The sequence below is a fragment of the Stenotrophomonas sp. genome, from assembly GCF_032056425.1.
Lineage (GTDB): Bacteria > Pseudomonadota > Gammaproteobacteria > Xanthomonadales > Xanthomonadaceae > Stenotrophomonas.
In genome coordinates this window covers 67,518-91,704 of record NZ_DAMBCN010000001.1, presented here as the reverse complement: position 1 = coordinate 91,704, position 24,187 = coordinate 67,518, and the positions used below count along the sequence as shown (strand labels likewise).

Sequence of the window (24,187 nt, the reverse complement as noted above, 5' to 3'; positions counted from 1 at the left end):
GGGGCAGGAGTAAATGTTATATTATTCCATAACGATTCGCCGACCCTGCTGGAAGTCATGTCCCTGTCCTCCTCGTTCCGCCGCCTGCTCGATCGCTTTGGTGCCACCGGTTCCATGCTGTGCGCCGTGCACTGCGCGGTCATCCCGGTGCTGCTGGCGATCGCGCCTTCGCTGGGCCTGTCGTTCTGGCTGAGCGACGGTGTGGAGATGGCGCTGGTGGTGTTCGTGACGCTGCTCGGGCTGTTCAGTCTGGTCATGGGCTATCGCCGGCACGGCGCGCTGCGCGCGCTGGGCTTCCTGATTCCGGGCCTAGTGGCGCTGTGGGCGGGCGTGCTGTACGACCCGCTGCACCACAATGCGGTGCCGCATGCGGTGGTGATGACCCTCGGTGGCGTGCTGGTGGGCGTGGCCCATCTGGTCAATCTGCGCCTGAACCACGGCCACGTCCACGACGCCAGCTGCGCGCACTAGGCGCGTCGTGATAGGCTTTCCGATCGTGCGCGGGGGCGCCCAGCAAGGCGGCCCCGCCGAACCCGTGTCAGTACGGGGTAACCAGATTTCACACTTGAGGAGTTGAAGACATGGGTAAGGGTGACCGCAAGACCGCCAAGGGCAAGCGCTACAACGCCAGCTACGGCAACGCCCGTTCGCACACCGCGAGCAAGGTCGCTGTAGGCGCCGCCGCCCCGGTTGCCAAGAAGACCGTGGCCAAGGCTCCGGCCAAGAAGGCTGTGGCGAAGAAGGCAGCTGCCAAGGCCTGATCCGGCCGGCGGTTGCTTGAAGAAAACGCGGCGCCTGGCGCCGCGTTTTTTTGTGCCCGGTGTTCCTGCCGCTGGCCGGGCCATGCCCGGCGGATCGAGCCTGGGGTAGCGCCGGGCCATGCCCGGCGGATGTTGCGCGGTCAGCGCAGCGCTTTCTTCAACGTCTCAGCGTCGCCATCGTTCGGCGCCGCCGGCACCTGCAGCAGATGCGCCAGCAGCGGGTAGACATCCACATTGTCGAACCCGTCGATCACCCGGCCCTGCTGGAATGACGGCCCACGTGCCACGAACACCGCACGCATCGAGGGCAGGGCATTGTCGTAGCCGTGCGAGCCACGGTCCTGGTGGTCGCGCTTGGCAATGCGCTCGGCATGCAGGGCGTCCCAGCCTTCATCCATCTGGCAGACGATGGATGGCACGCGCGGGTGGCTGCCGTAATGCCAGCGCGGCGGCAGTGCATCCTTCTTCCAGCATTCGTAGTGCGCGTGGCGACCCAGCAGCGCCTGCTCGGCCTGTGCTTCGCGGCCGGCAACGGGCTCGAAGCCCACCGACTGCCCTTGGCTGATGTTGCGCGCGATCGACGGGTCAACCATCGATTCGGTGGCAATCACCTGGCCTTCCGGTACCGACGCCATGCCGTGGTCAGAGACCACCACCACATTGGTCGACGCTGCCAGCCCCTGCGCGTCCAGCCCATCGAGCACCTGGCCGATCACCTGGTCGGCCAGCACGATCGCGTCGGCGTACTGCTGCGAATCCGGGCCATGGTTGTGACCGGCCTTGTCCACGTTTTCCATGTACAGCGTGGTCAGCCTGGGTGCATCGGCATCGGTCTGCGCCAGCCAGTCCAGCACGGTCTGCGCCCGCTGCTGCAGCGGTTCCTTCATGTTGTACACCTGCCAGCGGCTGGGCCGGGTGCCGTCGATCTCGGCCTCACTGCCGGGCCAGGAAGTCGTTGCGGTGCGCACGCCCACCTTTTCCGCCCCGACCCAGATCGGTTCGCCGCCCCACCAGCCGCTGTTGGTCACGGCGTCGCGGTCACCCAGGCTGAAGCGCCCCAGCGCGGGGTCTTCCATGCTGTTGTTGACGATGCCGTGGTGGTCCGGGCGCAGGCCGGTCACCAGGGTGTAGTGGTTGGGGAAGGTCAGCGACGGGTAGGACGGTGTCATCCAGCGTGCGCGCACGCCGCCGTCGATGATGCGCTGCAGGTTCGGGGTCAGCCCACGATCCAGCGCATCGGCACGCAGTCCGTCGATGGAAATCAGCAGCAGCTTCGGTGGCGGCGCGTCGGCGCGCGACACCGGCGCGGACGAAGAGGGCGTGGTCGTGCAGGCGGCCAGGGGCAGCAGCAGTGCCAGCGAACAGGTCAGGCGTACGGAAGTCATCGCCACATCATAAGCGGCGGCAATGACGCGCCCAAGACACGGCGCGGAAAGCGCGCCGTGTCCGCGGCATGAAAGCCATCCACGCATGGCGTGGATCTACTGTCGGATATCGAGACAGTTCCGGGGTCAGAGCCCGTTGCGCAGCAACGGGATCCGACCCCAAGTCGATGGCCGCGGGAACTGTCGAAGGCGGGGTGGGTCCGGTTGCGGGGGCGTGAGCGCCATGGATGGCGCGACCGAGGCTACATGGACGTACTTGCGCCGTCCCCCGCAACCGGGCACACCACGCCATGCCAAGGATAGCCCGCTGTTGACGTTGCTTCAGTCGAGCATGGCTCGACTCTACAGCGGGTGCGGGGCGCAGCCCTGCCTGCAAACCCGAACCCTCAGGCAAACACGGGGGCCTGCCGCTGCTCCAGCCGCAGCAGTGCCGCCTTGGTTTCCAATCCGCCGCCGAAGCCGGTCAGCGTGCCATTGCTGCCGATCACACGGTGGCAGGGCAGCACGATCGGCAGCGGATTACGACCGTTGGCCGCGCCCACCGCACGGGTGGCCGTGGGCTGTCCCAGGTGCTGGGCAAGCTGCAGGTAGCTCCAGGTCTGGCCGAATGGAATGACGGCCAATGCCTGCCACACCCGCAGCTGGAACGGCGTGCCGCGCGGCGCCAGCAGCAGATCGAAGCTGCTGCGTTCGCCATGCAGGTATTGCAGCAACTGTTCGCGTGCCTGCGGCAGCGCACCCGGCGCGTACTGCCAGTCGCCGCGGCCACGCGCCGGGTGGCGGTTTTCCGGGAACAGCACGTGGGCCAGCCCATGCGCGTCACCGGCGATGGTCAACTCGCCGATCGGGCTGTCGAAACGATCGAACAACAAGGTCATGTCGGTTCTCCAACAAAGGTGCCGGACAGGTGCCACAGGTGCAGCACCGCATAGGCGCGCCACGGCCGCCACGCCTGCGAACGGGCTTCGGTGGCGCGCTCGCTCAGGCGCTGCCCCTGGGCGTGGCCCAGCACCTGCTGCAGCACCAGGTCGCCGGCAGGGAAGGCGTCAGGCTGGCCCAGCCCACGCAGGGCGATGTACTGCGCCGTCCACGGCCCGATGCCGGGCAGGGCCACGCAGCGGGCCACGAACTCGTCCAGGGCCTGGCCCGGGCCGAAATCCAGCGCGCCACTGGCGCAGGCCGCTGCCAGCGCGCGGACCGTGGCCGCCCGCGTGCGTGGCAGGCCGATCGATTCCAGTGGTGCCTCGGCCAGCACCTGCGGCAGCGGGAACTGGCGGTCGAACGCGGCCGGCATGCCGGGCAGGTGGGCGCCCCAGGCGTCCACCAGACGCCGTGCGAAGGTGGTGGCCGCCGCAACGCTGACCTGTTGGCCGAGCACGGCGCGTATGCCCACTTCGAAGCCGTCCCAGCCGCCCGGTACGCGCAGCCCGGGGCGCTCTGCGATGCCGCGGGCCAGCAGGGGTTCTTCGCCCAGGGCGGCATGCACCTGCTGCAGGTCGGCATCCAGATCGAACACGCGGCGCACGCGGCGCACGATGTCCGGAATCAGGCGAGGATCGACCGCACCCAGCTGCAGGCGCAGTTCCGGACGCTTGGGGTCGGCGGTGACCCGCAGCAGGGTGGGGCGTTCGGGCGTGCCCAGTACGCGCTGGTAGCTGTCCTCGTCGATCAGTTCGATGCCGGGCAGGCTGCGCTTGCGCAGGAAGGCCAGCATGCGCGGGAAATCCAGCGGTGGGCGGTAGCCCAGGCGCAGCACCAGGCCATCGTCGGCGCCGACCCGCGGGGCATGCTGGCGACGCAACGCGGTGGGCGGCATGCCGCAGCCCTGCAGGAAGGCGGTGTTGAAGCGGCGCAGGCTGTTGTAGCCGGCGGCCAAGGCGACGTCGGTGACCGGCAACGCGGTTTCGGTCAGCAGTTGCTTGGCCAGCAGCAGGCGATGGGTGGCGTGGATCTGTGCGGGCGTGGCGCCCAGGTGTTCAACGAACAAGCGCTGCAGCTGGCGTGCGCTCAGGCCCAGGCGGTGGCCCAGTTCGGCCATGGACTGTTCCTGCAGGAAGCCGTTGTGGATCAGTGCCAGTGCACGTTGCACGGTCTGTCCGGCCAGGGCCTGCTGTGCCTGGGGTGCCAGTTCGGGGCGGCAGCGCAGGCAGGGCCGGTAACCGGCCGCGGCGGCCGCAGCGGCGGTGCGGTAGTAGCAGATGTTGCGTGGCTTGGGCGGCGGCGCCGGGCAGACCGGGCGGCAATAGATGCCGCGCACGGCGGTGAAGAACACGCCGTCGAAGCGCGCGTCGCGGGCCAGGCGGGCGCGGTCGCAGGCTGCGGTGTCGAGGGCGGGGGAGGTGTCCATGGCGCCAGTCTAGGCTGCGGTGGGGGGTGATACTCGCCATTTTCGGACATGGATGCTGAAGGGGGTACGGCAGGGCTGCGCCCTGCACCCGCTGAATCAACGTCAACGTCAAGAGCGGGCTATCCGAGGGGTGGCGGGGTGGTATGGGCAGGCGGGACACGCCGTAAACCCTTCCATGGGGGCTCGTAGGCGCCATCCATGGCGCCTGCGGTCCCGCCTGCCCATATCACCCCGCCTTTGACAGATTGCTGCGATCTGTAGGGACGGCACGGGGTCGGATCCCGTTGCGCAGCAACGGGCTCTGACCCCGGATGGATTTCCGTGTCGGACAGATTCATCCACGCATGGCGTGGATCTACTCGAGCACGGTTGCGCCAGTAGATCCACGCCACGCGTGGACGCGGTTCCCATTACCCAGTCGGTAGATCCACGCCACGCGTGGATGCGTTCCCCAGGGTCACCATGGGTTCAGTGGCGCACGCTGAATGCGCGGCGTTGGCGGGTAGACTGTGGCTCTCGCTTCCCTCGAACACCGGTTGCCCGATGTCTTTCCGATTCCGCTGGTTGCCCCTGTTGTGCCTGGCCCTTGCTGGCTGCAAGCAACTGGAGAATCCCGGCAACGTGACCGCAGCCGACAAGGCGGCGCGCGCGCCGGCCAGTGATGGCGAGAACATGGTGTCGATCAACGCGGCCGACGCGCCGCCACCGCCGGCACCGCCGCGCAGCCGTGCGGACCGGCCGTGGCCGCAGGCGCAGCTGGAGAACGGCAACGTCTGGATCAGCTGCAGCACCGATTACGCCGGTGAGGGCGGCGACGGGGTGGCGCTGGACGGGCTGGGGCGCGACCAGATCCAGCAGGCGCTGGCGCCGTGCGCCGAACGTGGGCTGCTGCGCGTGCGCTATGCCGGCAAGATCAATCCCGGGTTCGCTGAACTGGTCTGGCGCCTGGCCGTGGTGGCCGACGCGCTGAAGATCCACAAGCGCATCCTCGATCTGGATTCCAGCGGCGGCCAGGTGGAATCGGCCATCGTGGCCGGTGACAGCATCGGTGAATCGGGCTGGACGATCTGGGTGCGCGAAGGTTCGATCTGCCACAGTGCCTGCGTGTTCGTGCTCGCGGCCGGCGACAACCGCCTGCTGTCCGGCAAGGTGGGCATCCACCGCATGATGCGCATCAGTTCCAAGGCGACCTCGCGCGCCGAACTGAACCGCGAACTGCACGAGGTCTACGACAACGTGAAGGACTACTTGCAGCGCAACGGCGTTGCGGTGGGCGTGGCCGATCTGATGATGACCGTGCCCAACCGCAGCCTGCGCCTGCTGACGCCTGAGGAACTGCGCCAGTTCGGCCTGGATGGCACCAACGCGGTGCAGGACGATCTGGAGCGGATCAAGCAGATGCGCGCCTGCGGCGATGACTTCGTGCAGCGCAAGGATGCCTTCCTGATCGCCTTCGACCAGCAGTGCAAGCGCGAGGGCGTGGACATGGAATCGATCAACAGCTGCGGGCAGGCGCTGAAGGAACGCTTCGGTTTCCCCGATCCGGTGTGCCCGGAAGAGAGCCCGCTGTCGGAAATCGATGTGGCGACGCTGCCACCGGCACCGCCCGAGCCGCCGCTGGCCGAGCAGCCGCCCGCGGCGGGCACCGGTGGCGCCCCTGCCGACGCCGATGCCGCTGCGGTGGAAGCGAGCAGCACCGCGCGCTGACGAACCGATCACCGGGCTGGCGTAGACTGCGCTTCCATACTTTGAAGTGGCGGTGCCCATGAAGCGCACGTTCCTGTTGCTGTCCTTGTGGCCTCTGACTGCACTGGCACAGGCGCCGTCGCCGGCCACGCCTGCGCCCGCGCCGGCGCGCCCGGCAGCGGCCGCCCCGGCTGCCGCCAGACCGGCCACGGCGGCCGCGCCCACGCTGACGCCGGCCCAGCAGGCCCAGGTACAGAAGCAGGATGCGGAAATGACCGCCGCGGCGCTGAAGGCCGCGCAGCTGGTCGACGCCAACCGTGCGGGTGAACTGTGGGACGGTGCTTCGGCCGTCGCGCGCCGTGCCGTGCCCAAGGCCGCCTTCGTCAGCCAGCTCACTACCGACCGCACCCGGCTGGGGGCCTTGGCCGGGCGCGGCCAGCCCAGCGTGACCCGGGTGAAGTACGGCCCGGGCGCCGCCGTGCCGGAAGGGCTGTACATCAACGTCAGCTTCCCCACCCGCTTTGCCAACAGCGCACAGCCGGTGCGCGAACTGGTTTCGTTCCGTTTCGACGAAGACCAGACCTGGCGGCTTGCCGGCTACAGCCTGCGCGCTTCCGCGCCCTGACCCTGTTGCCGTGCGGCCCAAACCGAGACGAATCGGTTGTCACTGTCTCCGTCTGCTGTAGTAGTGTGAGCCTGTACCAACCAACAGAGGTGGATCATGGATCGTTCTTCACTGCTGCTTGCTGTACTCGTTGCCTCGATCATGCCGATGGCCTACGCCGCAGAACCTGCCGCTCGACAGAGCTTCGACGCGCCGCAGCCACTGCGCCTGGATGCCATCCCGCCGGTCATTCATCTTGACCGCCTGGGCAAGGACTCGTTCATCGACGCCAGGGCGCAGGAAGATGCCGCGCTGCGCCGGGCAGCGGGCAGGATCGTGCAGATGATCGACGCGCGCCGCACCGCTGAAGTGGGCGAAGGGGCCTTGGCCAGCGTGTCCGGGGCCGGCGCTTCAACGGATTTCGTCCGCCAGCTGGACAGCACGCGCAGCCAGGCCGGCGAGCTGCTCAAGCGTGGTGATGCCCGTGTGACCCGTATGGCGCAGGCGGGCGATGGCGCACAGCCTGACATTGTGGAAGTGATCTTCCCTGCGCGCTTCGCCAACATGGAAGGGGCTGTCGATGAAACGGTGGCCTTCCGCCTGGACGACAACCAGGTCTGGCGGGTGACGGACTACAACCTCGCACTGGCCGCGCGCTGAGCCGCCGGCCGTGAACGCGGAACTGTCCTTGCTGGCGTGGGCGATGCTCCTTGGCTTCGTCCACATCTTCGCCGCCTCCACCGTGGTTACCCGCGAGCGCGGCATCAAGTGGAACGCGTCGGCGCGTGATGCACCCAATGTGCCCCTGAGCCCGCTGGCCGGGCGACTGCAGCGGGCGCAGGCGAACTTCTTCGAGACCTTCCCGTTCTTCGCTGCCGCCGCAATCGCGGTGGTGGTGGCGGGGCGTAGCACGGAGTCGACGGTGCTGGCCGCGCAGGTCTACTTCTGGGCGCGGGTGGTGTACCTGCCGCTGTACGCCATGGGCGTGCCCTATGTGCGCAGCCTGGTGTGGGTCGTGTCGATCGTGGCGGTGCTGTCGTTGGTGTTTGCGCTGCTGTAAGCGTGCAGCCGCGGGCGCCGGCCTGATCCAGATCAAGGTGCTTAACGCGTGGGGCGCTAAGCTGGCAGCGAACGGACAAGGGTCAGGAGACAGGCATGCGTGGAATGGACGTGGTGGTGGTGGGCGCGGGGCCGGCAGGCCTGTGTTTCGCGCGCGCGCTGGCCGACAGTGGCCTGCAGGTCGGGCTGGTCGAAGCGCAGCCGCGCCAGGCACTGGCCGAGGCGACCTTCGACGGCCGCGAAATCGCGCTGACCCACGCGTCCCGCCAGAGCCTGGAGCAGCTGGGTCTGTGGCAGCGCCTGCCGGCCAGTGAGATCGCCGAACTGCGCGATGCCAAGGTGCTCAACGGAGGCTCGGCGTTCGCGCTCACCTTCGCCAGCGAACGCACCGCCGACCAGCCGCTGGGCTGGCTGGTGCCCAACCACCTGATCCGCCGGGCCGCCTGGCAGAGCGTGCAGGGCCAGCCCGGCCTGGCCTTGTTCGATGGGCGCAAGGTGCAGTCACTGCGTGCTGATGCGCAGGGCCAGGTGGTTACCCTGGACGACGGCAGCCAACTGCACGCCCGTCTGCTGGTGGCCGCTGACAGCCGCTTCTCGGGCACCCGCCGCCTGTTGGGTATCGGTGCGCAGATGCGCGACTACGGTAAATCGATGCTGGTGTGCCGCATGCAGGTCGAGCGTGACCACCGCCACACGGCGTGGGAATGGTTCGGCTACGGCCGCACCCTGGCCCTGCTGCCGCTCAACGAAGGCCAGGCGTCGGCCGTGGTGACGTTGCCGCCGCGGCAGATCGAGCAGCTGCTGGCGATGGACGAGGTGGCCTTCGGCCACGCCATCACCGGATTCTTCGAGCACCGGCTGGGGCAGATGCAGCCGGTGGCCACGCCGCAGGCGTATCCGCTGGTGGGCGTATATGCGCACCGTTTCGTCGGCAGTCGCTGCGCGTTGATCGGCGATGCCGCCGTGGGCATGCACCCGGTCACGGCGCATGGCTTCAACCTGGGTCTGGCCAGTGCGCAGCGCCTGGCGCACGAGATCCTGCAACAGCAGCGGCGCGGGGCGGACATCGCCGCCGACGGCATGCTGGCCCGCTACGAGCGCGGGCACCGGCTGGCCTCGCGACCACTGTACGAGGCCACCAACGCCATCGCCAGCCTGTACACCGACGACCGTGCGCCGGCGCGCCTGCTGCGCGCGGCCGGTCTGCGGCTGGCGCAGGGCGTGGCGCCGTTCCGCAGGGTCATTGCCTCGCACCTGACCCAGCGCGTGGCCTGACCCTGCCTTGCCCGGCCTGATCAGCCGGCCGCCAGCACGCGGATCTGGCTGTCGTTGAATTCCACGACCTGGCCTGCACGGATCTTGCAGGCCTTGCGCAACTCGACCTGGCCGTCCACCAGCACCTGGCCGTCGCCGATCACCATCTTGGCCTCGCCGCCGCTGGTGACCAGGTCGGCCAGCTTCAGCAACTGCTTCAGTTCGACATACTCACCGTCGAGGTCGAATTCGAGAATCTGCATGGAACACGTTTCCGGCTGGGGCGGGCCAGGACTGGCCGCGCGGGTCGCGTATTGTGCGCCAGGGCGGGCGGTCATGGATGCGAATGGTTTCCTGTACGCGCCGTTCAGGCAGGGTGCGGTATCATTCCGCTCTGAGCGAGTGAATCTCCCTCCGAACGAGCAGCGCCAGGGCACGCGATAAGAAGGGCGCCCAAAGCGCGGACCATCCCTTTTTTATCGCACTGCCATGCAGATGGCCGTGCCTTTGGAGTTTTCCATGTCCCAAGATTCCCAAGCGCCGCTGCAGTTCTCGCAGCTCGGCCTGTCCGAGCCTGTCATGCAGGCGGTCAGCGCCATCGGCTACGAAACCCCGTCGCCGATCCAGGCCGCGACCATCCCGGCCATGCTGGAAGGCCGCGACGTGCTGGGCCAGGCCCAGACCGGTACCGGCAAGACCGCGGCCTTCGCGCTGCCGGTGCTGTCCAACATCGATCTGCAGCAGACCAAGCCGCAGGCCCTGATCCTGGCGCCGACCCGCGAGCTGGCTATCCAGGTGGCCGAGGCGTTCCAGTCGTATTCCTCGAAGATCCCCGGCTTCCGCGTGCTGCCGGTGTACGGCGGCCAGCCCTACGGCCAGCAGCTGTCGGCCCTGCGCCGCGGCGTGCACATCGTGGTCGGTACCCCCGGCCGCGTGATCGACCACCTGGACCGCAGCACCCTGGACCTGTCCGAGCTGAAGACCCTGGTGCTGGACGAAGCCGATGAAATGCTGCGCATGGGCTTCATCGACGACGTCGAAGCGGTGCTGAAGAAGCTGCCGGAACAGCGCCAGGTGGCCCTGTTCTCGGCCACCATGCCGCCGCAGATCCGCCGCATCGCGCAGACCTACCTGCAGGACCCGGTGGAAGTGACCATCGCGGCCAAGACCACCACCTCGGCCAACATCCGCCAGCGTTACTGGTGGGTGAGCGGCATGCACAAGCTGGACGCGCTGACCCGCATCCTGGAAGTGGAGCCGTTCGACGCGATGATCATCTTCGCGCGCACCAAGGCCGGCACCGAAGAACTGGCCAGCAAGCTGCAGGCCCGTGGCCTGGCCGCTGCCGCCATCAACGGCGACATGCAGCAGGCTCAGCGTGAGCGCACCATCGCCATGCTGAAGGAAGGCAAGCTGGACATCCTGGTGGCCACCGATGTGGCCGCCCGTGGCCTGGACGTGGAGCGCATCAGCCACGTACTGAACTACGACATCCCGTACGACACTGAAAGCTACGTGCACCGCATCGGCCGTACCGGTCGTGCCGGCCGCAGCGGCGAGGCGATCCTGTTCGCCACCCCGCGCGAGAAGGGCATGCTGCGCCAGATCGAGCGGGCCACCCGCCAGCCGATCGAAGAAATGCAGCTGCCGAGCGTCGAAGCGGTCAACGACACCCGCATCAACAAGTTCACCTCACGCATCAGCGAAACCCTTGGCGCTGGCGGTCTGGATTTCTACCGCCAGCTGCTGGAGCGTTTCGAGAGCGAGCAGAACGTGCCGGCCATCGAAGTGGCCGCCGCTCTGGCGAAGATGCTGCAGGGCGATACCCCGTTCCTGCTGCAGCCGCCGGTGCGTGCGCCGCGTGAAGAACGCGCGCCGCGCGAGCGTTTCGACCGTGGCGACCGCCCGGAACGCGGTGACCGCTTCGACCGCAACGAACGCGGCCCGCGCTTCGAACGTGGCCCGCGCCGCGAAGAGGGCGAGGGTGGCTTCGAGCAGCGCCCGCGCCGTGAAGTGCCGCCGCGTGGTGCACCGGACCAGGGCATGGAGACCTACCGCATTTCGGTGGGCCACCAGCACGGCGTGAAGCCGGCCAACATCGTCGGCGCCATCGCCAACGAAGCCGGCCTGGAAAGCCGCTACATCGGCCGCATCGACATCCACGACGACTTCTCGCTGCTGGACCTGCCGGCGCAGATGCCGCAGGACGTGCTCAGCCACCTGCAGAAGGTGTGGGTGTCGGGCCAGCAGCTGCAGATGCGCCCGCTGGCGGCCGGTGAAGAGATCAACCCGGCTCCGCGTCCGTTCAAGCCGCGCTTCGACAAGCGCGGTCCGGGCGGCCCGGGGGGCCCGCGCCGCGGTGGCCCGGGTGGCCCCGGCGGTGACCGTGAAGGTCGCCCGCCGCGCCGTGATGGCTTCAAGCCGCGCGGTCCGCGTAGCTTCTAAGCACCACGCCTGAAGGGGCGGTGGTCGATCGGGCATTCATCTTCGGATGGCCCGGGCGACCGCCGCCCTTTTTCGTGGGCTTCGCACCGTCCACACATCCACGGTTCTAGGCTGAACGGGTTCCGCAGGAGGTTGCCACCGTAATCGCGTCCGGGGGGATCCAGGATGGGTAGGAGGGGTAGCGAGCAGCAGGACCGGCGGGTGCCGATGACCCGGGGGTTGGGGCTGCGGTTTGCATTGCTGACCGGGATGGCGATCGGCTTGGTCGGGCTGTCGGCTGTCATCCAGGAGCTGCAGGCGGCGTCCACCGCCTGGATTGCCGGCCAGGGGCACTGGTCGCGCGGCCAGCAGGAGGCCACCTCGGCGCTGAGCCGATACCTGGTGCGTGGCCAGTTGATCGATCTGAATGATGCCGAGCGCGCGCTGCAGCTGCCGCTGGGTGATCTGCACGCGCGCCTGGCGTTGGAAAAGCCCGAGCCGGACGAGGCGAGCGCGCGCGCCGGCTTCCTGCGCGGCGGCAACGCCAAGGGTGACGTGGCGCGGTTGGTGTTCTCGTTCCGCCATGCCCGCGATTTCGGCGCGTTCCGTGATGCCACCACCCTGTGGCGGCAGACCGACCCGGGCGTGCTGGCCATGCAGGCGCTGATCAGCGAACTGCGCCAGCGCCACCATGAAGGCCCCTTGTCGGTGCAGGCGCGCGATGCCTACCTGCAGCGCCTGCGCGACATCGACCAGACCCTGCAGGCGCAGGCGAAGGCGTTTTCCCAGGCCCTGCTGGACATGTCACGGGCGGTACGCATCGCCACCCTGGTGGTCGGCGGCGTGTCGGTGCTGGGCATCACGCTGATGGCCATTGCCCTGGCCCGGCGCGTGGGCAAGGACATGGGTGAGCATGAAAGCCGCTTCCGTGCCGCGTTCTACCAGGCCAACGTGGGCATGCTGAAGCTGGACGCGCGGGGGCGGGTGATCGAGGCCAACCAGGCCATCGCCGATATTCTCGATTACCGCCGCGATCAACTGTTGCAGATGGCCTTTGCCGAGCTGCTGATGGACGGTGAGCTGGTGCTGGATGAGCACGGGCAGATCGACTGGGACCGTCAGCTGCGGCCGGGTGAGCTGCGCTTCCGGCGTCGTGACGGCAGCCTGGTATGGGGCCGCTGGAGTGGGACCGGGGTGCGCACGCCCGGTCGCGGGCTTTCGGTGTTTGCAATCATCGAAGACGTCAGCCAGCACCATGCGCTGGCCCGCGAGATCGAACACCATGCCAGACATGATCCGCTCACCGGCCTGATCAATCGCCGCGAGATCGAGCGGTTGCTGGAAAACGCGCTGCTGCAGGTGCGCTCGGAAGGCGGCGTGCATTCGCTGTGCTACATCAACCTGGACCATTTCAAGCTGGTGAACGACAGCTTTGGCCACGCCGCCGGCGACCAGATGCTGCGCGGTTTCGCCGAGTACCTGATCGGCGCGGTGCGCGATGGTGACTGGGTCGGCCGGCTTGGCGCCGATGAATTCGCGGTGTTCCTCGCCCGCGCCAGCCAGGATGAGGCCAAGCGCGTGCTGCAGCGGTTGCTGCGCAATCTGGGCCAGGCCACCTTCCCGATCAGCGAGGGCAGCCCGCAGCTGAGCTGCAGTATCGGCGTGGTGGAAGTCACCGCCGACGCGCAGGATGTGAACTGGCTTATGAGCGCGGCCGACAGCGCCTGCTATGCGGCCAAACAAGCGGGGCGCAACCGCATCCACTGCTTCAACGAAGACCGCCTGGCGCTGGACGAGCGGCGGCAGGAGGCCGAGCGCCTGCAGCGGGTCAGCCTTGCGATGGCCGAAAACCGCATGCTGCTCTACGCCCAGCGCATCGCCAAGGTGGGCGATCCGGGGTATCTGCACTACGAGGTACTGGTGCGCATGCGCGATGCCGCCGGCGCGCTGCACCTGCCGGGCCAGTTCATGCCGGCGGTGGAGCGCTATGGCATGGCGGTGGCGCTGGACCGGCATGTGCTGGGCCTGTTGTTCCGGCATCTGCAGGTCTGCCCGGCGCACGTGCGCCAGCTTGGCCTGTGCAACGTCAACGTGTCGGCCCAGTCGATCGCCGAGCCGGGCTTCCTGGCCTTCGTCTGCGACCTGCTGGAACGCAACCGCGCGCTGGCGGCAAAGCTGTGTTTCGAGATCACCGAAACAGCGGCGATCAGCAACCTGGCCCAGGCGCGGGCCTTCATCGACGCGGTGAAGGCCCGCGGCTGCCAGATGGCGCTGGACGACTTCGGCTCGGGCCTGTCCTCGTTCGGCTATCTGCGGCAGTTGCCGGCCGACATCCTGAAGATCGATGGGGCCTTCGTGCGCGACATGGGCAGCGATCCGGTGAGCCATGCCACGGTACGTGCCATCAGCGAACTGGGGCGCGAGCTGCACATGGAAGTGGTGGCCGAATGGGTGGAAACCGAGGAAGTGGCTGCGGCGCTGGCTGCACTGGGGGTGCAGGGCCTGCAGGGCTTTGCCATCGAACGCCCGCAGCCGCTGGAGCGGCTGACCCTGGCCGACCAGCGCCCGCTGCGCCTGGTCGGCGGTCCCGGACTGCCGGGCTGACCGTGGACGCCCCCACCTATGGTCTACACACCGCGGCCGCCGCAGACTGCGATAATGACCCCAGGGGCGACGTGCACTGGGCGCGGGCATGAGCAACAGCGGGACACAGCGTGGTCGGCAGGCGCGTGCGGTTGGAAGTAGGGGCAGTGCTGGTGGTGCTGCTGGCCTGGCTGGCATTGCCCTGGCTGGGCCATGCGCGCGCGGCCGATGCCGGGCGTGATTATCTGCTGGTGGGCGAGGCCACCAGCGAGCCCACCCCGCATCGCGCGTGTACGCCGCAGATGCTGGCCGGCCCCCGCCAGCAGGTGCGCGTCGACGCCCCGCCCGGCGGGTGGTCGGGCGAGCCGCAGGCGCTGGATGTATTCAACGTGTTTGCCGGCGAAGTCCGGCTGCAGCATGGCGAGCGCGAAATCTGCGGCAACATGGATGATGCGCGCACCCGCGATTCGCGCTTCCGCGCCGGCATCGGCATGGTGGCCGTGCCGCGGGCCGGCAGCCATGAACCCTTCTTCGTGTCCTGGCAGACGCCGCTGAAAGCACGGTGGGTACCGACCCTGCGCCTGGGCGCGCCCAGTCCGGTGCAGCAGAACGACACCGCACGCCTGCTGGTGCGTGCGGCGTGCATCGCGGTGGCCATCGCTCTGGCGCTGTCGGCGCTGATGGGCTACCTGACCACCCGCGACCGCAGTTTCCTGTTCTACATCGGCGCCACGCTGATCCTGGTGCTGTGGCAGGCAGTACTGGGCGGGTTGTCCGGCTACCCCGAGCCCTGGCTGCCGGTCGGTGAACGCGCAGCCTGGTGGCTGATCGCACTGACTGCGGCGACTTTGGCCATGGCGCTGCCGGCGTTGTGGCGGCTGAACGGTGGCGATCGGCAGCTGCCAGGCTCGCGCCTGCCGCAGCAGATCGTGCTGTGGGGGCTGCTGGCCGTGGCGGTGCTGGTGCCGTGGCTGGGCCGCGAAGGGCTGAAGATCGTGGCCGTGGGGCTGCAGGTCACCTTCATCGTGGGCTGCGCGCTGTCCTTGGCCGTCGGCCTGTGGGCGCGGTTGCGCGGCGATGTCTGGGCGCAGGCCGGGTTGGCTGCGTTGGCCCCCATGCTGGCCTTGATCGCCGCTGACGCGGCCAGCGCCGGCTGGCTGCTGGAATACCGCGTGGAAGCGCTGCAGCTGGCGGTCACCTGGCTGCTGATGATGGCTGCCTACGCGTTGAACCTGCGGCTGGGCCGCCTGCGCCAGCAGCGTGACGAGATGCGGCAGCTGGCCGAGACCGATTCGCTGACCGGCCTGCCCAACCGCCGTGCCGGCCTGCAGCAGCTGGGTGAGCACCTGCAGCGTGGGGAGCGTGAGGCCAAGGAGCTGGTCATCGGTTTCCTCGATGTCGACCTGTTCAAGGACATCAACGATCGCCACGGGCATGAGATTGGCGACCAGGTGCTGGTGGCAGTGGCCCGTGCCCTGCGCGCCAGTGTGCGCAGCCAGGACGAGGTCGCGCGTATGGGCGGCGAGGAGTTCCTGGTGGTGCTGCCGGGCGTATCGCGCGAGGACGCGCGGCGGCGTCTGGACGTGCTGCGCCAGCGCATCACCGAGGCCTGCCAGAGCCTGCAGGTGCCGGGTCTGGAGGTTACCGCCAGCATCGGGCTGGCACAGTGGCGCCCGGGCCAGGATGACCTGGCGGCCCTGCTGCGGCGTGCCGACCATGCGATGTACGTGGCCAAGCGCGGTGGCCGCAACCGGGTCTTCGATGGGGAGACTGCCGATCCGGCGGCGGTTGCATGAGGCGGGAAGGGGGGCAATGCCGGATAATGGGCAGATGACCACCCGACTCAACAAATACATTGCCGAAACCGGCTTCTGCTCCCGCCGCGAGGCCGACCGTCTGATTGCCGAACGGCGCGTCACCGTGAACGGCCACCCGGCCGGCACCGGCGCGGTGGTTGGCGCGGACGACACCGTGCTGGTCGACGGCCAGCCCCTGCGCGTGCGGACCGCGCGCAAGCCGGGCGCGCGCCGCCATGTCTACATCGTGCTGAACAAGCCGGTGGGGGTGACCTGCACCACCGAAACGTCGGTGAAGGGCAACATCGTGGACTTCGTTGGCCACGAGCAGCGCATCTTCCCGATCGGCCGCCTGGACAAGGAATCGGAAGGCCTGATCCTGATGACCAGCAATGGCGATATCGTCAACCAGATCCTGCGTGCCGAGAACGGCCACCAGAAAGAGTATCTGGTGGCGGTGAACAAGCCGGTCACCGACGAATTCCTGCGTGGCATGGCCCGCGGCGTGCGCATCCACAACCAGATGACCCTGCCGTGCCGCACCTCGCGCATTGCCAAGTTCGGTTTCCGCATCACCCTGCAGCAGGGCCTGAACCGGCAGATCCGGTTGATGGCGGCGGAGTTCGGTTTCCGCGTGACCCAGCTGCGCCGCGTGCGCATCGACAACATCAAGATCGGTGCGCTGAAGCCGGGCCAATGGCGCAACCTGACCGAGCAGGAACTGCACGGGCTGCTGCCGCAGCAGCAGGACTGGTAAGCCACCCTGAAGCGAATGGCTGCCGGGCATCGCCCGGCACTACATCGGCTAGACTCGGCGGCGACCTGCCGGAACGTGACGCTGCATGATCAAGCCCGACAAGCCCGCCAATGAAGCCCAGCGCCTGGAAGCGTTGTACCGCTATCGCATTCTTGATTCGGACCGCGAAAAATCGTTCGATGACCTGGTAGTGATCGCCAAGGCGGTGTGCGGTACCAGCATGGCGGCGGTCACCCTGATCGACGTCGAACGGCAGTGGTTCAAATCCATCCAGGGCATCGATGCGGCGCAAAACCTGCGCAGCGAGTCGATGTGCGGGCACGCGATCCTGCAACCGCAGGAAATCATGGTGGTGGAGGACGCGCGGCAGGACATCCGCTTCCATGACAACCCGGTGGTGACCGGCGATCCGCACGTGCGTTTCTACGCAGGTGCGCCGCTGGTCAGCAGCGACGGCCTGCCGCTGGGCACGCTGTGCGTGTTCGATGCGCGCCCGCAGCAGTTGGCGCCGGACAAGGCCGAAGCGCTGGCCGCGCTGTCGCGGCAGGTGATGCTGGTGATGGAACTGCGCCGCTTCGCGCTGGATATCCAGAGCCACATGCTGGAGCGCGATGATTACGAACGCCTGCTGGCCGAGTACCACGAGGTGCTGCTTGCGCAGAACGCCGACCTGACCGAGCAGAGCCGCACCGACGCGCTCACCGGCCTGCCGAACCGGCGGGCGCTGGCTGCCGCATTGGCCGAGGCGGTGGCCACCCCCGATGGGCACCTGCGGCAGACCTGCGTGGCGCTGGTGGATATCGACCACTTCAAGCAGATCAACGATTTCCAGGGCCATGCCACCGGCGATCGGGTGCTGGCCGAACTGGGGATGCTGCTGCGCTCGCACTTCGGCGGGCGTGGCATGGCGGCCCGCTATGGAGGCGAGGAGTTCGTGGCGCTGATGCCCGACATCGACCTGCGCACGGCGGAACTGCAGTGCGAATTCCTGCGCATGGCGGTGGCGGATCTGCCATTGGGATTCCCGGTCACCATCAGCATCGGCGTGGCCCAGTACCAGCCCGGTGAAAGCACCGACCAGACCCTGGCCCGCGCCGACGCCGCGCTGTACCGGGCCAAGGCGGGTGGCCGCAACCGGGTGGAACTGGCGCCGTAAACCGCGCGCCCGCCCACAGCGGTACCGGGCGCGTCGCAGCGGCTGCGATGCTGCCGGCCCATGATCGAGCTTTCCCGCACGCAGGTTGCCCATGCTGCAGACCCTGGCCATTGCCCACTACCGATCGCTGCACAACCTGACGCTGCCACTGCGGCAGTTGAACGTCGTCACCGGCGACAATGGCAGCGGCAAATCCAGCCTGTACCGCGCGCTGCGCCCTTTGGCAGAAACGGCACAGGGCGGGGTGGCCGCCGTGCTCGCCCGCGAAGGCGGACTGGGGTCTGCGCTGTGGGCGGGGCCGGAAAAAATCGATCCGCGCGTTGTGCGCGGTGAACTGCCGCTGCAGGGTGGGCCTAGACAGGACGCGGTCGGTCTGAAGCTGGGTTTTACCGCCGACGAATTCGGCTACGCCATTGATCTTGGCTACCCGCCGCCCAGCCGCTCCGCATTCGCGCTCGATCCGCAGATCAAGGCCGAGGCGATCTGGGCCGGTCCGTTCCTGCGCGGCAGCAACCTGCTGGTGGACCGGAGAGGGGCGCTGGTCCGGCGCCGCCATGGTGCCGGCTGGGCAGTGGTCGATAACCACCTTTCCGTGTTCGACAGCATGTTCACGCAGGTGGGGGACCCACAGCGGATGCCAGAGGTGATCGCGCTGCGTGAGTACATACGGCGCTGGCGGTTCTACGATCACTTCCGCAGCGATGCAGATGCCCCGGCCCGGCAGCCGGCGATGGCCGCCCGCACACCAGTGCTGCATCATGATGGGCGCGACCTTGCCGCGGCATGGGTGACCATTCTGGAAATCGGTGATCCGCACGCGTTGGCGCAGACGGTGGACGATGCATTTCCCGGCGCCACGGTCAGTTTCGAGGACGTTGACGGGCGGCTGGTCCTGCGTTTCCACCAGCCCGGCCTGCTGCGGCCGCTGTCGATGGCAGAACTTTCCGACGGTACGCTGCGGTTCCTGCTGCTGGCCGCCGCCCTGCACACGCCCCGGCCGCCGCCGCTTCTGGTGCTCAACGAGCCGGAGACCAGCCTGCATCCGGACCTGCTGCCGGCGCTGGCGCGGCTGATCATCGCCGCCAGTGCACGCAGCCAGGTCTGGGTGGTGTCACACGCCAGCCGCCTGATCGCCGCATTGGAGCAGGCACCGGGCTGCCACTCGCTGCATCTGCACAAGCAGCAGGGCCGCACGTTGTTGAGCGGGCAGGGGCTGCTGGACGCCCCGGCGTGGCATTGGCCGCAACGCTGAAGCGGCAATGCATGCCCGGTAGATCCACGCCATGCGTGCAGGCACTCAATCGGCGATGTTGCGCGCCTCGGCCGTGCCAAGGATCTCCGGATGCTGCACCGGCTTGCGGCGGTTCAGCAGCGGATGCAGGAACACTGCACCGACGATGATCGCCACGCCCAGGTAGAACCACGGGGTGACCTCGTGCTGCTCGCGCAGCAGCACCACCGCCAGCACCACCGCATAGACTGGTTCCAGGTTGGTCACCAGCTGCACGGTGTAGGCGCTCAGGTGGCGCAGCGCGACCAGGGCCAGGGCGAACGGCAGCAGCGTGCAGAACCCGGCCAGTACCAGCAGCAGGATGCCGTCGTGCAGGTCGGGAACCACCCACAGCGGGCTTGCCAGCGCTGGCAGCAGGTAGGGCATCAGCGGTGCCAGCAGGGTCAGGGTGAGGGTGCCGGCGCCCAGTTCCAACGCGGTCACCGTCAGCGGGTCGGCATGGCTGACCATGCGCTTGTTGAGCGAGCCGAACACCGCCACCAGCAGCGCCGACAGCGCGCCCACCAGCACGCCCAGGCGCATGCCATCGGGCACGCCGCCCACCACCAGCGCCACGCCCGGCAGCACCGCCAGACCGAAGGCCAGTTCGCGCAGCTGGAACGGCCGCTTGGCCACCCACGGCTCGATGATCGAGGTGAACACCGGCGCCAGCGCAATGCAGGTCGCCGCCACCGAGGCGTTGGCCAGCTTCACCGCGCCGTAGAACGTCAACCAGTGCAGCGCCACCAGCGCGCCAATGCCGGCATAACTGGCCACCAGCCGCAGTGGCAGGGTGCGCAGGCCACGCCAGACCCGTGGCAGCAGTGCCAGCATGGCCACCACCAGCAGCATGCGCCACCACACCAGCGGCAGCGCCGGCAGGGTGATCAGCTTGCCCAGGATGGCGGTGACGCCCCAGAGCAGGACACAGAAGTGGATCTGCCAGAGGGCTTTACGGGTGTCGGCGGTGGTCATCGCGGTATTGTGCGGCATGCGCAGGGTTGCCGGCGATGGCGGCGGCAACGCGTCCCCGACGATCCGCTTCGTTGCGGCTACGGGCCCTGGCCAGCCCGCCATGGATAGTAGCTGCCGAACCACCACAGGTAGCCTTCCGGGTCGGCGCAGGCATAGCCGCGACCGCCGTAGTCCTGGTCGGCAATGTCGATGACGATGCGCGCACCGGCCGCCCGGGCCCGGGCGTAGTGGGCGTCCACATCGGCCACGATCACGCAGGCACTCTGGGTCTGCCGGCCACCGACCTCCTCGGGCAGCACCGCCAGCTTCGACCATTTGCCGCCATTGCTGGCCGACCCGAGCATGATCATCCCCTGGCCGAACACCAGCTGTGCATGTAAGACCGTGTCGCCCTCGGCATGGACCGCCTGCGCATGGAAGCCGAACGCGCGCTGCAGCCAGTCGATCGCGCCCAGCGCGTCGCGGTAGCGCAGGCAGGGAATGATGGTGGAGCCGCTGCCCACCGCCTGATCATCAACCATGGCACCCCTCCTATGGCACAGGGCAGGGTGGATCGCCGCCCGTTACCATCGTGCGAAACCCCGGTGACGGTCTGCACATGGCCGCAACCCCTGTTCGGAGATGGTGCTGGATGAAAAACTGGATCGGAGGCGCCGTGCTGCTGGCGTGCACCACCCTGGCCAACGCGGCCACCCCACCGCAACTGCAGGACCTGGACGCAACGATCGAGCGCGTGCGCGCGCAGTTCGATGTGCCGGGCGTGGCCGTGGCCGTGGTGAAGGATGGGCAGGTCGTGCTGGAACGCGGCTGGGGCGTGCGCGAACTGGGCAAGCCGGCGCCGGTGCAGGCCGATACGCTGTTTGCCATCGCCTCCAATACCAAGGCCTTCACCGCCACTTCGCTGAACCTGCTGGCCGAGGACGGCAAGCTGAAGATGGACGACAAGGTGATCGACCACCTGCCGTCGTTCCGCATGTCCGATCCCTTCGTGACCGGGCAGATGACCCTGCGCGACCTGCTCTCGCACCGCAGCGGCCTGAGCCTGGGCGCGGGTGATCTGCTGTTCTGGCCGACCACCTCCTACAGCAATGCCGAGGTGGTGCAGCGGCTGGGCCAGGTGCCGCTGAAGGGCGGCTTCCGCGAGCGCTATGCCTACGACAACATCCTGTACGCGGTCGCCCAGCAGGTGATCGAGCACGTGTCGGGCATGAGTTACCAGCAGTTCCTGCAGACCCGCATCTTCGACAAGGTCGGCATGGATGGCACCCGCTACAACGCCGACCACCTGCAGCCGGGCGACAACGCGGCCATCGGCCACGCCAAGTACGATTTCAAGGATCTGCGTACCGTTGCGCCGCTCACTTGGTCGAACAACGCCGGTGCCGGTGGCATCTATTCCAGTGCCCACGACATGGCGCGCTGGATGCAGGTGCAGCTGGCCGAGGGCGCGCTGGCCGATGGCACGCCGCTGTTCAGTGCCAAGACCCAGAAAGCGATGTGGCAGATGATCACCCCACAGGCCATCGCCGCGCCGAGCGTGCCCGAGCTGGAGCCGGCCCGCGCCAACTTCGCCGGCTATGGCGAGGGCTGGAGCCTGAGCGACTACCGTGGGCAGAAACTGGTCTGGCACACCGGCGGCTGGCCGGGCATGGTCTCGCGCCTGACCCTGGTGCCGGGCCAGAAGCTGGGCGTGGTGGTGCTGACCAACCAGGAATCGGGTGCGGCCTTCAATGCGATCACCCTGAGTGTGCTTGACGCCTACCTGGGCGGTGAGAAGCATGACTGGGTCGACGCCTACGCCAAGGGCGTTGCCAAGGGCCAGGACAAGGCCGATGAAGCCTGGGCCAGGCACCAGGCCGAGCGTGCCAAGGGCAGCACGCCGTCGCTGCCGCTGCGTGGCTATGCCGGCCAGTACCGCGATCGCTGGTACGGCGACATGGCCATCGTGGCCGAGGGCAAGGGCCTGCGCCTGAGCTTTGCCAAGACCGCGCAGTTGACCGGCCGCTTGGAGCACTGGCAGCACGACACCTTCATCGTGCGCTGGGACGACCGCTCGCTCAACGCCGATGCGTTCGTGAACTTCAGCCTGGACCCGGACGGCAAGGTGCGCGAGGTGCGCATGCAGGCCATCTCGGACCTGACCGATTTCAGCTTCGACTTCCAGGACCTGCAGTTCACCCCGGTCACGCCATGACGGTAGTGCCGGGCCATGCCCGGCGAGCGCGCGGTATGAACACCCGGCATGGGATAATCCCCGCGCTGATTGATGGCGAGGGACTGTGATGTTTCGTTGGTTTGAATCCCTGATTCCGGTGTTCCCACCGGTTGACGGCCGCATGCCGCCGCAGAAGGTGCTGCCGTTCTACCTGCACTACCTGCGCCCGGTGTGGCCGGTGCTGCTGGCCACCCTCATCGCCGGCCTGCTGCTGGCACTGGTGGAAGTGGCGATGTTCGATTACCTGGGCCGCATCGTCGACATGGTTGCCGAGCAGCCCGGTGCCGGCTTCTTCCAGCGCCACGCCAACGAGCTGGGCTGGATGCTGTTCATCACCGTCATCGCCCGGCCGATCCTGGTGGGCCTGCACAACCTGCTGGTGAACCAGGCCATCGTGCCTGGCCTGAGCAACCGCTCGCGCTGGCTGATGCACAACTACGTGGTGCGGCAGAGCCTGAGCTTCTTCCAGAACGATTTCGCTGGCAGCGTGGCCAACCGGGTGATGCAGACCGGCACGTCGCTGCGCGAATCGGCGGTGCAGATGGTCGATTCGCTCTGGTACATCGTGGTCTACACCGGCACCGCGCTGTATCTGTTCGCACAGGCCGACTGGCGCCTGATGGTGCCGCTGATCCTGTGGCTGCTGGCCTATGCGGTGATCCTGGCGTACTTCGTACCGCGCGCGAAGCAACGCGCCTGGGTCGCCTCCGAAGCGCGTTCCAAGGCCATGGGCCGCATCGTCGATGGCTACACCAACATCCCGACGCTGAAGCTGTTCGCCCATGGGGGCCGCGAGCAGGCTTACGTGGCCGAATCGATCCAGGAACTGGCGGTCAAGCACCGCGCGCAGACCCGCATCACCACCGGCATGGACCTGACCATCGCCATCGTCAACGGCTTCCTGATCGCCGGTACCTGCGGCCTCGCGCTGTGGCTATGGAACGGCGGGCACATCACGGTGGGCGCGATTACCCTGGCCACCGGCCTGGTCATCCGCATCCACAACATGTCCGGCTGGATCATGTGGACCATCAACGGCATCTTCGAGGACATCGGCACGGTGCAGGATGGCATCACCACCATCGCCCAGCCGCTGACCGTGCAGGACCGCGAGGACGCCGTGCCGCTGCAGGTGGCCCACGGCGGCGTGCACTTCCACGACATCCACTTCCATTACGGCAAGAAGGGCGGGGTGATCGCCGGCCTGGACCTGGTGGTGAAGCCGGGCGAGAAGATCGGCCTGGTCGGTCCGTCCGGCGCCGGCAAGTCCACCCTGGTCAACATCCTGCTGCGCCTGTACGACCTGGAAAGCGGGCGCATCCTGATCGACGACCAGGACATTGCCCATGTCACCCAGGAAAGCCTGCGCCAGCAGATCGGCGTAGTCACCCAGGACACCTCGCTGCTGCACCGCTCGATCCGCGACAATCTGTTGTACGGTCGCCCCGACGCCAGCGAGGAACAGCTGCGCGCCGCTGTGGCCAAGGCCCGTGCCGAGGCGTTCATCGACACACTGGTGGACGGGCAGGGTCGCCGTGGCTACGACGCGCATGTGGGCGAGCGCGGGGTGAAGCTGTCCGGTGGCCAGCGCCAGCGCATCGCCATCGCCCGCGTGCTGCTGAAGGACGCGCCGATCCTGGTACTGGACGAAGCGACCTCGGCACTGGATTCGGAAGTGGAAGCGGCCATCCAGGACAGCCTGGACGAACTGATGGGTGGCAAGACGGTCATCGCCATCGCACACCGCCTTTCCACCATCGCGCGCATGGACCGGCTGGTGGTGATGGACCAGGGCCGCATCGTCGAAACCGGTACCCATGGCGAACTGGTTGATGCCGGCGGCCTGTACGCGCGCCTGTGGGCGCGGCAGACCGGCGGTTTCATGGCGGCCGATCAGTAAGTGCTGTGGGGTCGG

21 protein-coding genes are annotated in these 24,187 nt (G+C 68.0%); 15 read left to right on the top strand and 6 right to left on the bottom strand.

The window, feature by feature from the left end; genetic code table 11:
- Positions 1-57 precede the first annotated feature (57 nt).
- Both RTY46_RS00400 and RTY46_RS00395 read left to right on the top strand, forming a co-directional pair.
- Positions 58-471 carry a MerC domain-containing protein gene (locus tag RTY46_RS00400; RefSeq protein WP_312706143.1) on the top strand — a complete coding sequence of 138 codons (414 nt, stop codon included), beginning with the start codon at positions 58-60 and terminating at the stop codon, positions 469-471.
- Between the two features lie 110 nt (positions 472-581).
- The gene (locus tag RTY46_RS00395; RefSeq protein WP_108749022.1) at positions 582-761 is read left to right on the top strand and encodes a 30S ribosomal protein THX; all 180 of its coding nucleotides are present in this window, start codon (positions 582-584) and stop codon (positions 759-761) included.
- Positions 762-901: 140 nt separating this feature from the next.
- On the opposite strand, the gene RTY46_RS00390 is transcribed toward RTY46_RS00395, so the two are convergent.
- The 3 genes from RTY46_RS00390 to RTY46_RS00380 all read right to left on the bottom strand — a co-directional run bounded on the left by RTY46_RS00390 (position 902) and on the right by RTY46_RS00380 (position 4,493).
- Positions 902-2,146, bottom strand: coding sequence for an ectonucleotide pyrophosphatase/phosphodiesterase (locus tag RTY46_RS00390; RefSeq protein ID WP_312706142.1), 1,245 nt, complete (start codon positions 2,144-2,146; stop codon positions 902-904).
- 386 nt (positions 2,147-2,532) lie between these two features.
- Entirely contained in the window at positions 2,533-3,024 is a 492-nt protein-coding gene (locus RTY46_RS00385) for a methylated-DNA--[protein]-cysteine S-methyltransferase (protein ID WP_312706141.1), read from the bottom strand.
- Positions 3,021-4,493: an AlkA N-terminal domain-containing protein gene (locus tag RTY46_RS00380; RefSeq protein WP_312706140.1), complete on the bottom strand. Its 1,473-nt coding sequence runs from the start codon at positions 4,491-4,493 to the stop codon at positions 3,021-3,023. The genes RTY46_RS00385 and RTY46_RS00380 overlap by 4 nt, the downstream gene beginning before the upstream one ends.
- Positions 4,494-5,036: 543 nt before the next feature.
- Between RTY46_RS00380 and RTY46_RS00375 the strand changes: the two genes are divergently transcribed.
- The 5 genes from RTY46_RS00375 (at position 5,037) to ubiM (ending at position 9,117) form a co-directional block, all read left to right on the top strand.
- Positions 5,037-6,200: a hypothetical protein gene (locus RTY46_RS00375; protein ID WP_312706139.1), complete on the top strand. Its 1,164-nt coding sequence runs from the start codon at positions 5,037-5,039 to the stop codon at positions 6,198-6,200.
- Positions 6,201-6,258: 58 nt separating this feature from the next.
- Positions 6,259-6,804, top strand: coding sequence for a DUF4019 domain-containing protein (locus RTY46_RS00370; protein WP_312706138.1), 546 nt, complete (start codon positions 6,259-6,261; stop codon positions 6,802-6,804).
- Positions 6,805-6,900: 96 nt separating this feature from the next.
- Positions 6,901-7,443, top strand: a complete 543-nt coding sequence (locus RTY46_RS00365; RefSeq protein WP_312706137.1) for a DUF4019 domain-containing protein — start codon at positions 6,901-6,903, stop codon at positions 7,441-7,443.
- A 10-nt stretch (positions 7,444-7,453) separates the two neighbouring features.
- Entirely contained in the window at positions 7,454-7,843 is a 390-nt protein-coding gene (locus RTY46_RS00360; protein ID WP_312706136.1) for an MAPEG family protein, read from the top strand.
- 95 nt (positions 7,844-7,938) lie between these two features.
- Positions 7,939-9,117 (top strand): 5-demethoxyubiquinol-8 5-hydroxylase UbiM, encoded by a 1,179-nt coding sequence (ubiM, locus tag RTY46_RS00355; protein ID WP_312706135.1) that lies wholly within the window; start codon positions 7,939-7,941, stop codon positions 9,115-9,117.
- 20 nt (positions 9,118-9,137) lie between these two features.
- Here the strand turns inward: ubiM and RTY46_RS00350 are convergent, their stop codons facing one another.
- A complete protein-coding gene (locus tag RTY46_RS00350; RefSeq protein WP_108752563.1) occupies positions 9,138-9,359 on the bottom strand; it encodes an RNA-binding S4 domain-containing protein in 222 nt (73 codons plus the stop codon).
- A 256-nt stretch (positions 9,360-9,615) separates the two neighbouring features.
- Here RTY46_RS00350 and RTY46_RS00345 point away from each other — a divergent pair, with 256 nt between their 5' ends.
- The 6 genes from RTY46_RS00345 (at position 9,616) to RTY46_RS00320 (ending at position 19,064) form a co-directional block, all read left to right on the top strand.
- On the top strand, positions 9,616-11,541 hold the full coding sequence (locus RTY46_RS00345) for a DEAD/DEAH box helicase (RefSeq protein WP_108751505.1): 1,926 nt from the start codon (positions 9,616-9,618) through the stop codon (positions 11,539-11,541).
- Between the two features lie 165 nt (positions 11,542-11,706).
- Positions 11,707-14,124 (top strand): EAL domain-containing protein, encoded by a 2,418-nt coding sequence (locus RTY46_RS00340; protein WP_312706134.1) that lies wholly within the window; start codon positions 11,707-11,709, stop codon positions 14,122-14,124.
- Between the two features lie 110 nt (positions 14,125-14,234).
- Entirely contained in the window at positions 14,235-15,899 is a 1,665-nt protein-coding gene (locus RTY46_RS00335) for a diguanylate cyclase (protein ID WP_312706133.1), read from the top strand.
- A gap of 34 nt (positions 15,900-15,933) precedes the next feature.
- Positions 15,934-16,656: a pseudouridine synthase gene (locus RTY46_RS00330; protein WP_312706132.1), complete on the top strand. Its 723-nt coding sequence runs from the start codon at positions 15,934-15,936 to the stop codon at positions 16,654-16,656.
- An 85-nt stretch (positions 16,657-16,741) separates the two neighbouring features.
- Complete coding sequence (locus RTY46_RS00325; RefSeq protein ID WP_312706131.1) at positions 16,742-17,812, top strand: sensor domain-containing diguanylate cyclase; 1,071 nt, start codon at positions 16,742-16,744, stop codon at positions 17,810-17,812.
- A 91-nt stretch (positions 17,813-17,903) separates the two neighbouring features.
- Positions 17,904-19,064, top strand: coding sequence for an AAA family ATPase (locus tag RTY46_RS00320; RefSeq protein WP_312706130.1), 1,161 nt, complete (start codon positions 17,904-17,906; stop codon positions 19,062-19,064).
- 45 nt (positions 19,065-19,109) lie between these two features.
- Here the strand turns inward: RTY46_RS00320 and RTY46_RS00315 are convergent, their stop codons facing one another.
- Both RTY46_RS00315 and RTY46_RS00310 read right to left on the bottom strand, forming a co-directional pair.
- Positions 19,110-20,057 carry a DMT family transporter gene (locus RTY46_RS00315; RefSeq protein ID WP_312706334.1) on the bottom strand — a complete coding sequence of 316 codons (948 nt, stop codon included), beginning with the start codon at positions 20,055-20,057 and terminating at the stop codon, positions 19,110-19,112.
- A gap of 77 nt (positions 20,058-20,134) precedes the next feature.
- Positions 20,135-20,578 carry a VOC family protein gene (locus RTY46_RS00310; RefSeq protein ID WP_312706129.1) on the bottom strand — a complete coding sequence of 148 codons (444 nt, stop codon included), beginning with the start codon at positions 20,576-20,578 and terminating at the stop codon, positions 20,135-20,137.
- A gap of 110 nt (positions 20,579-20,688) precedes the next feature.
- Here RTY46_RS00310 and RTY46_RS00305 point away from each other — a divergent pair, with 110 nt between their 5' ends.
- Entirely contained in the window at positions 20,689-22,251 is a 1,563-nt protein-coding gene (locus RTY46_RS00305) for a serine hydrolase (RefSeq protein ID WP_312706128.1), read from the top strand.
- An 88-nt stretch (positions 22,252-22,339) separates the two neighbouring features.
- Complete coding sequence (gene smrA, locus RTY46_RS00300) at positions 22,340-24,172, top strand: multidrug efflux ABC transporter SmrA (protein ID WP_312706127.1); 1,833 nt, start codon at positions 22,340-22,342, stop codon at positions 24,170-24,172.
- The last annotated feature ends 15 nt before the right edge of the window (positions 24,173-24,187 follow it).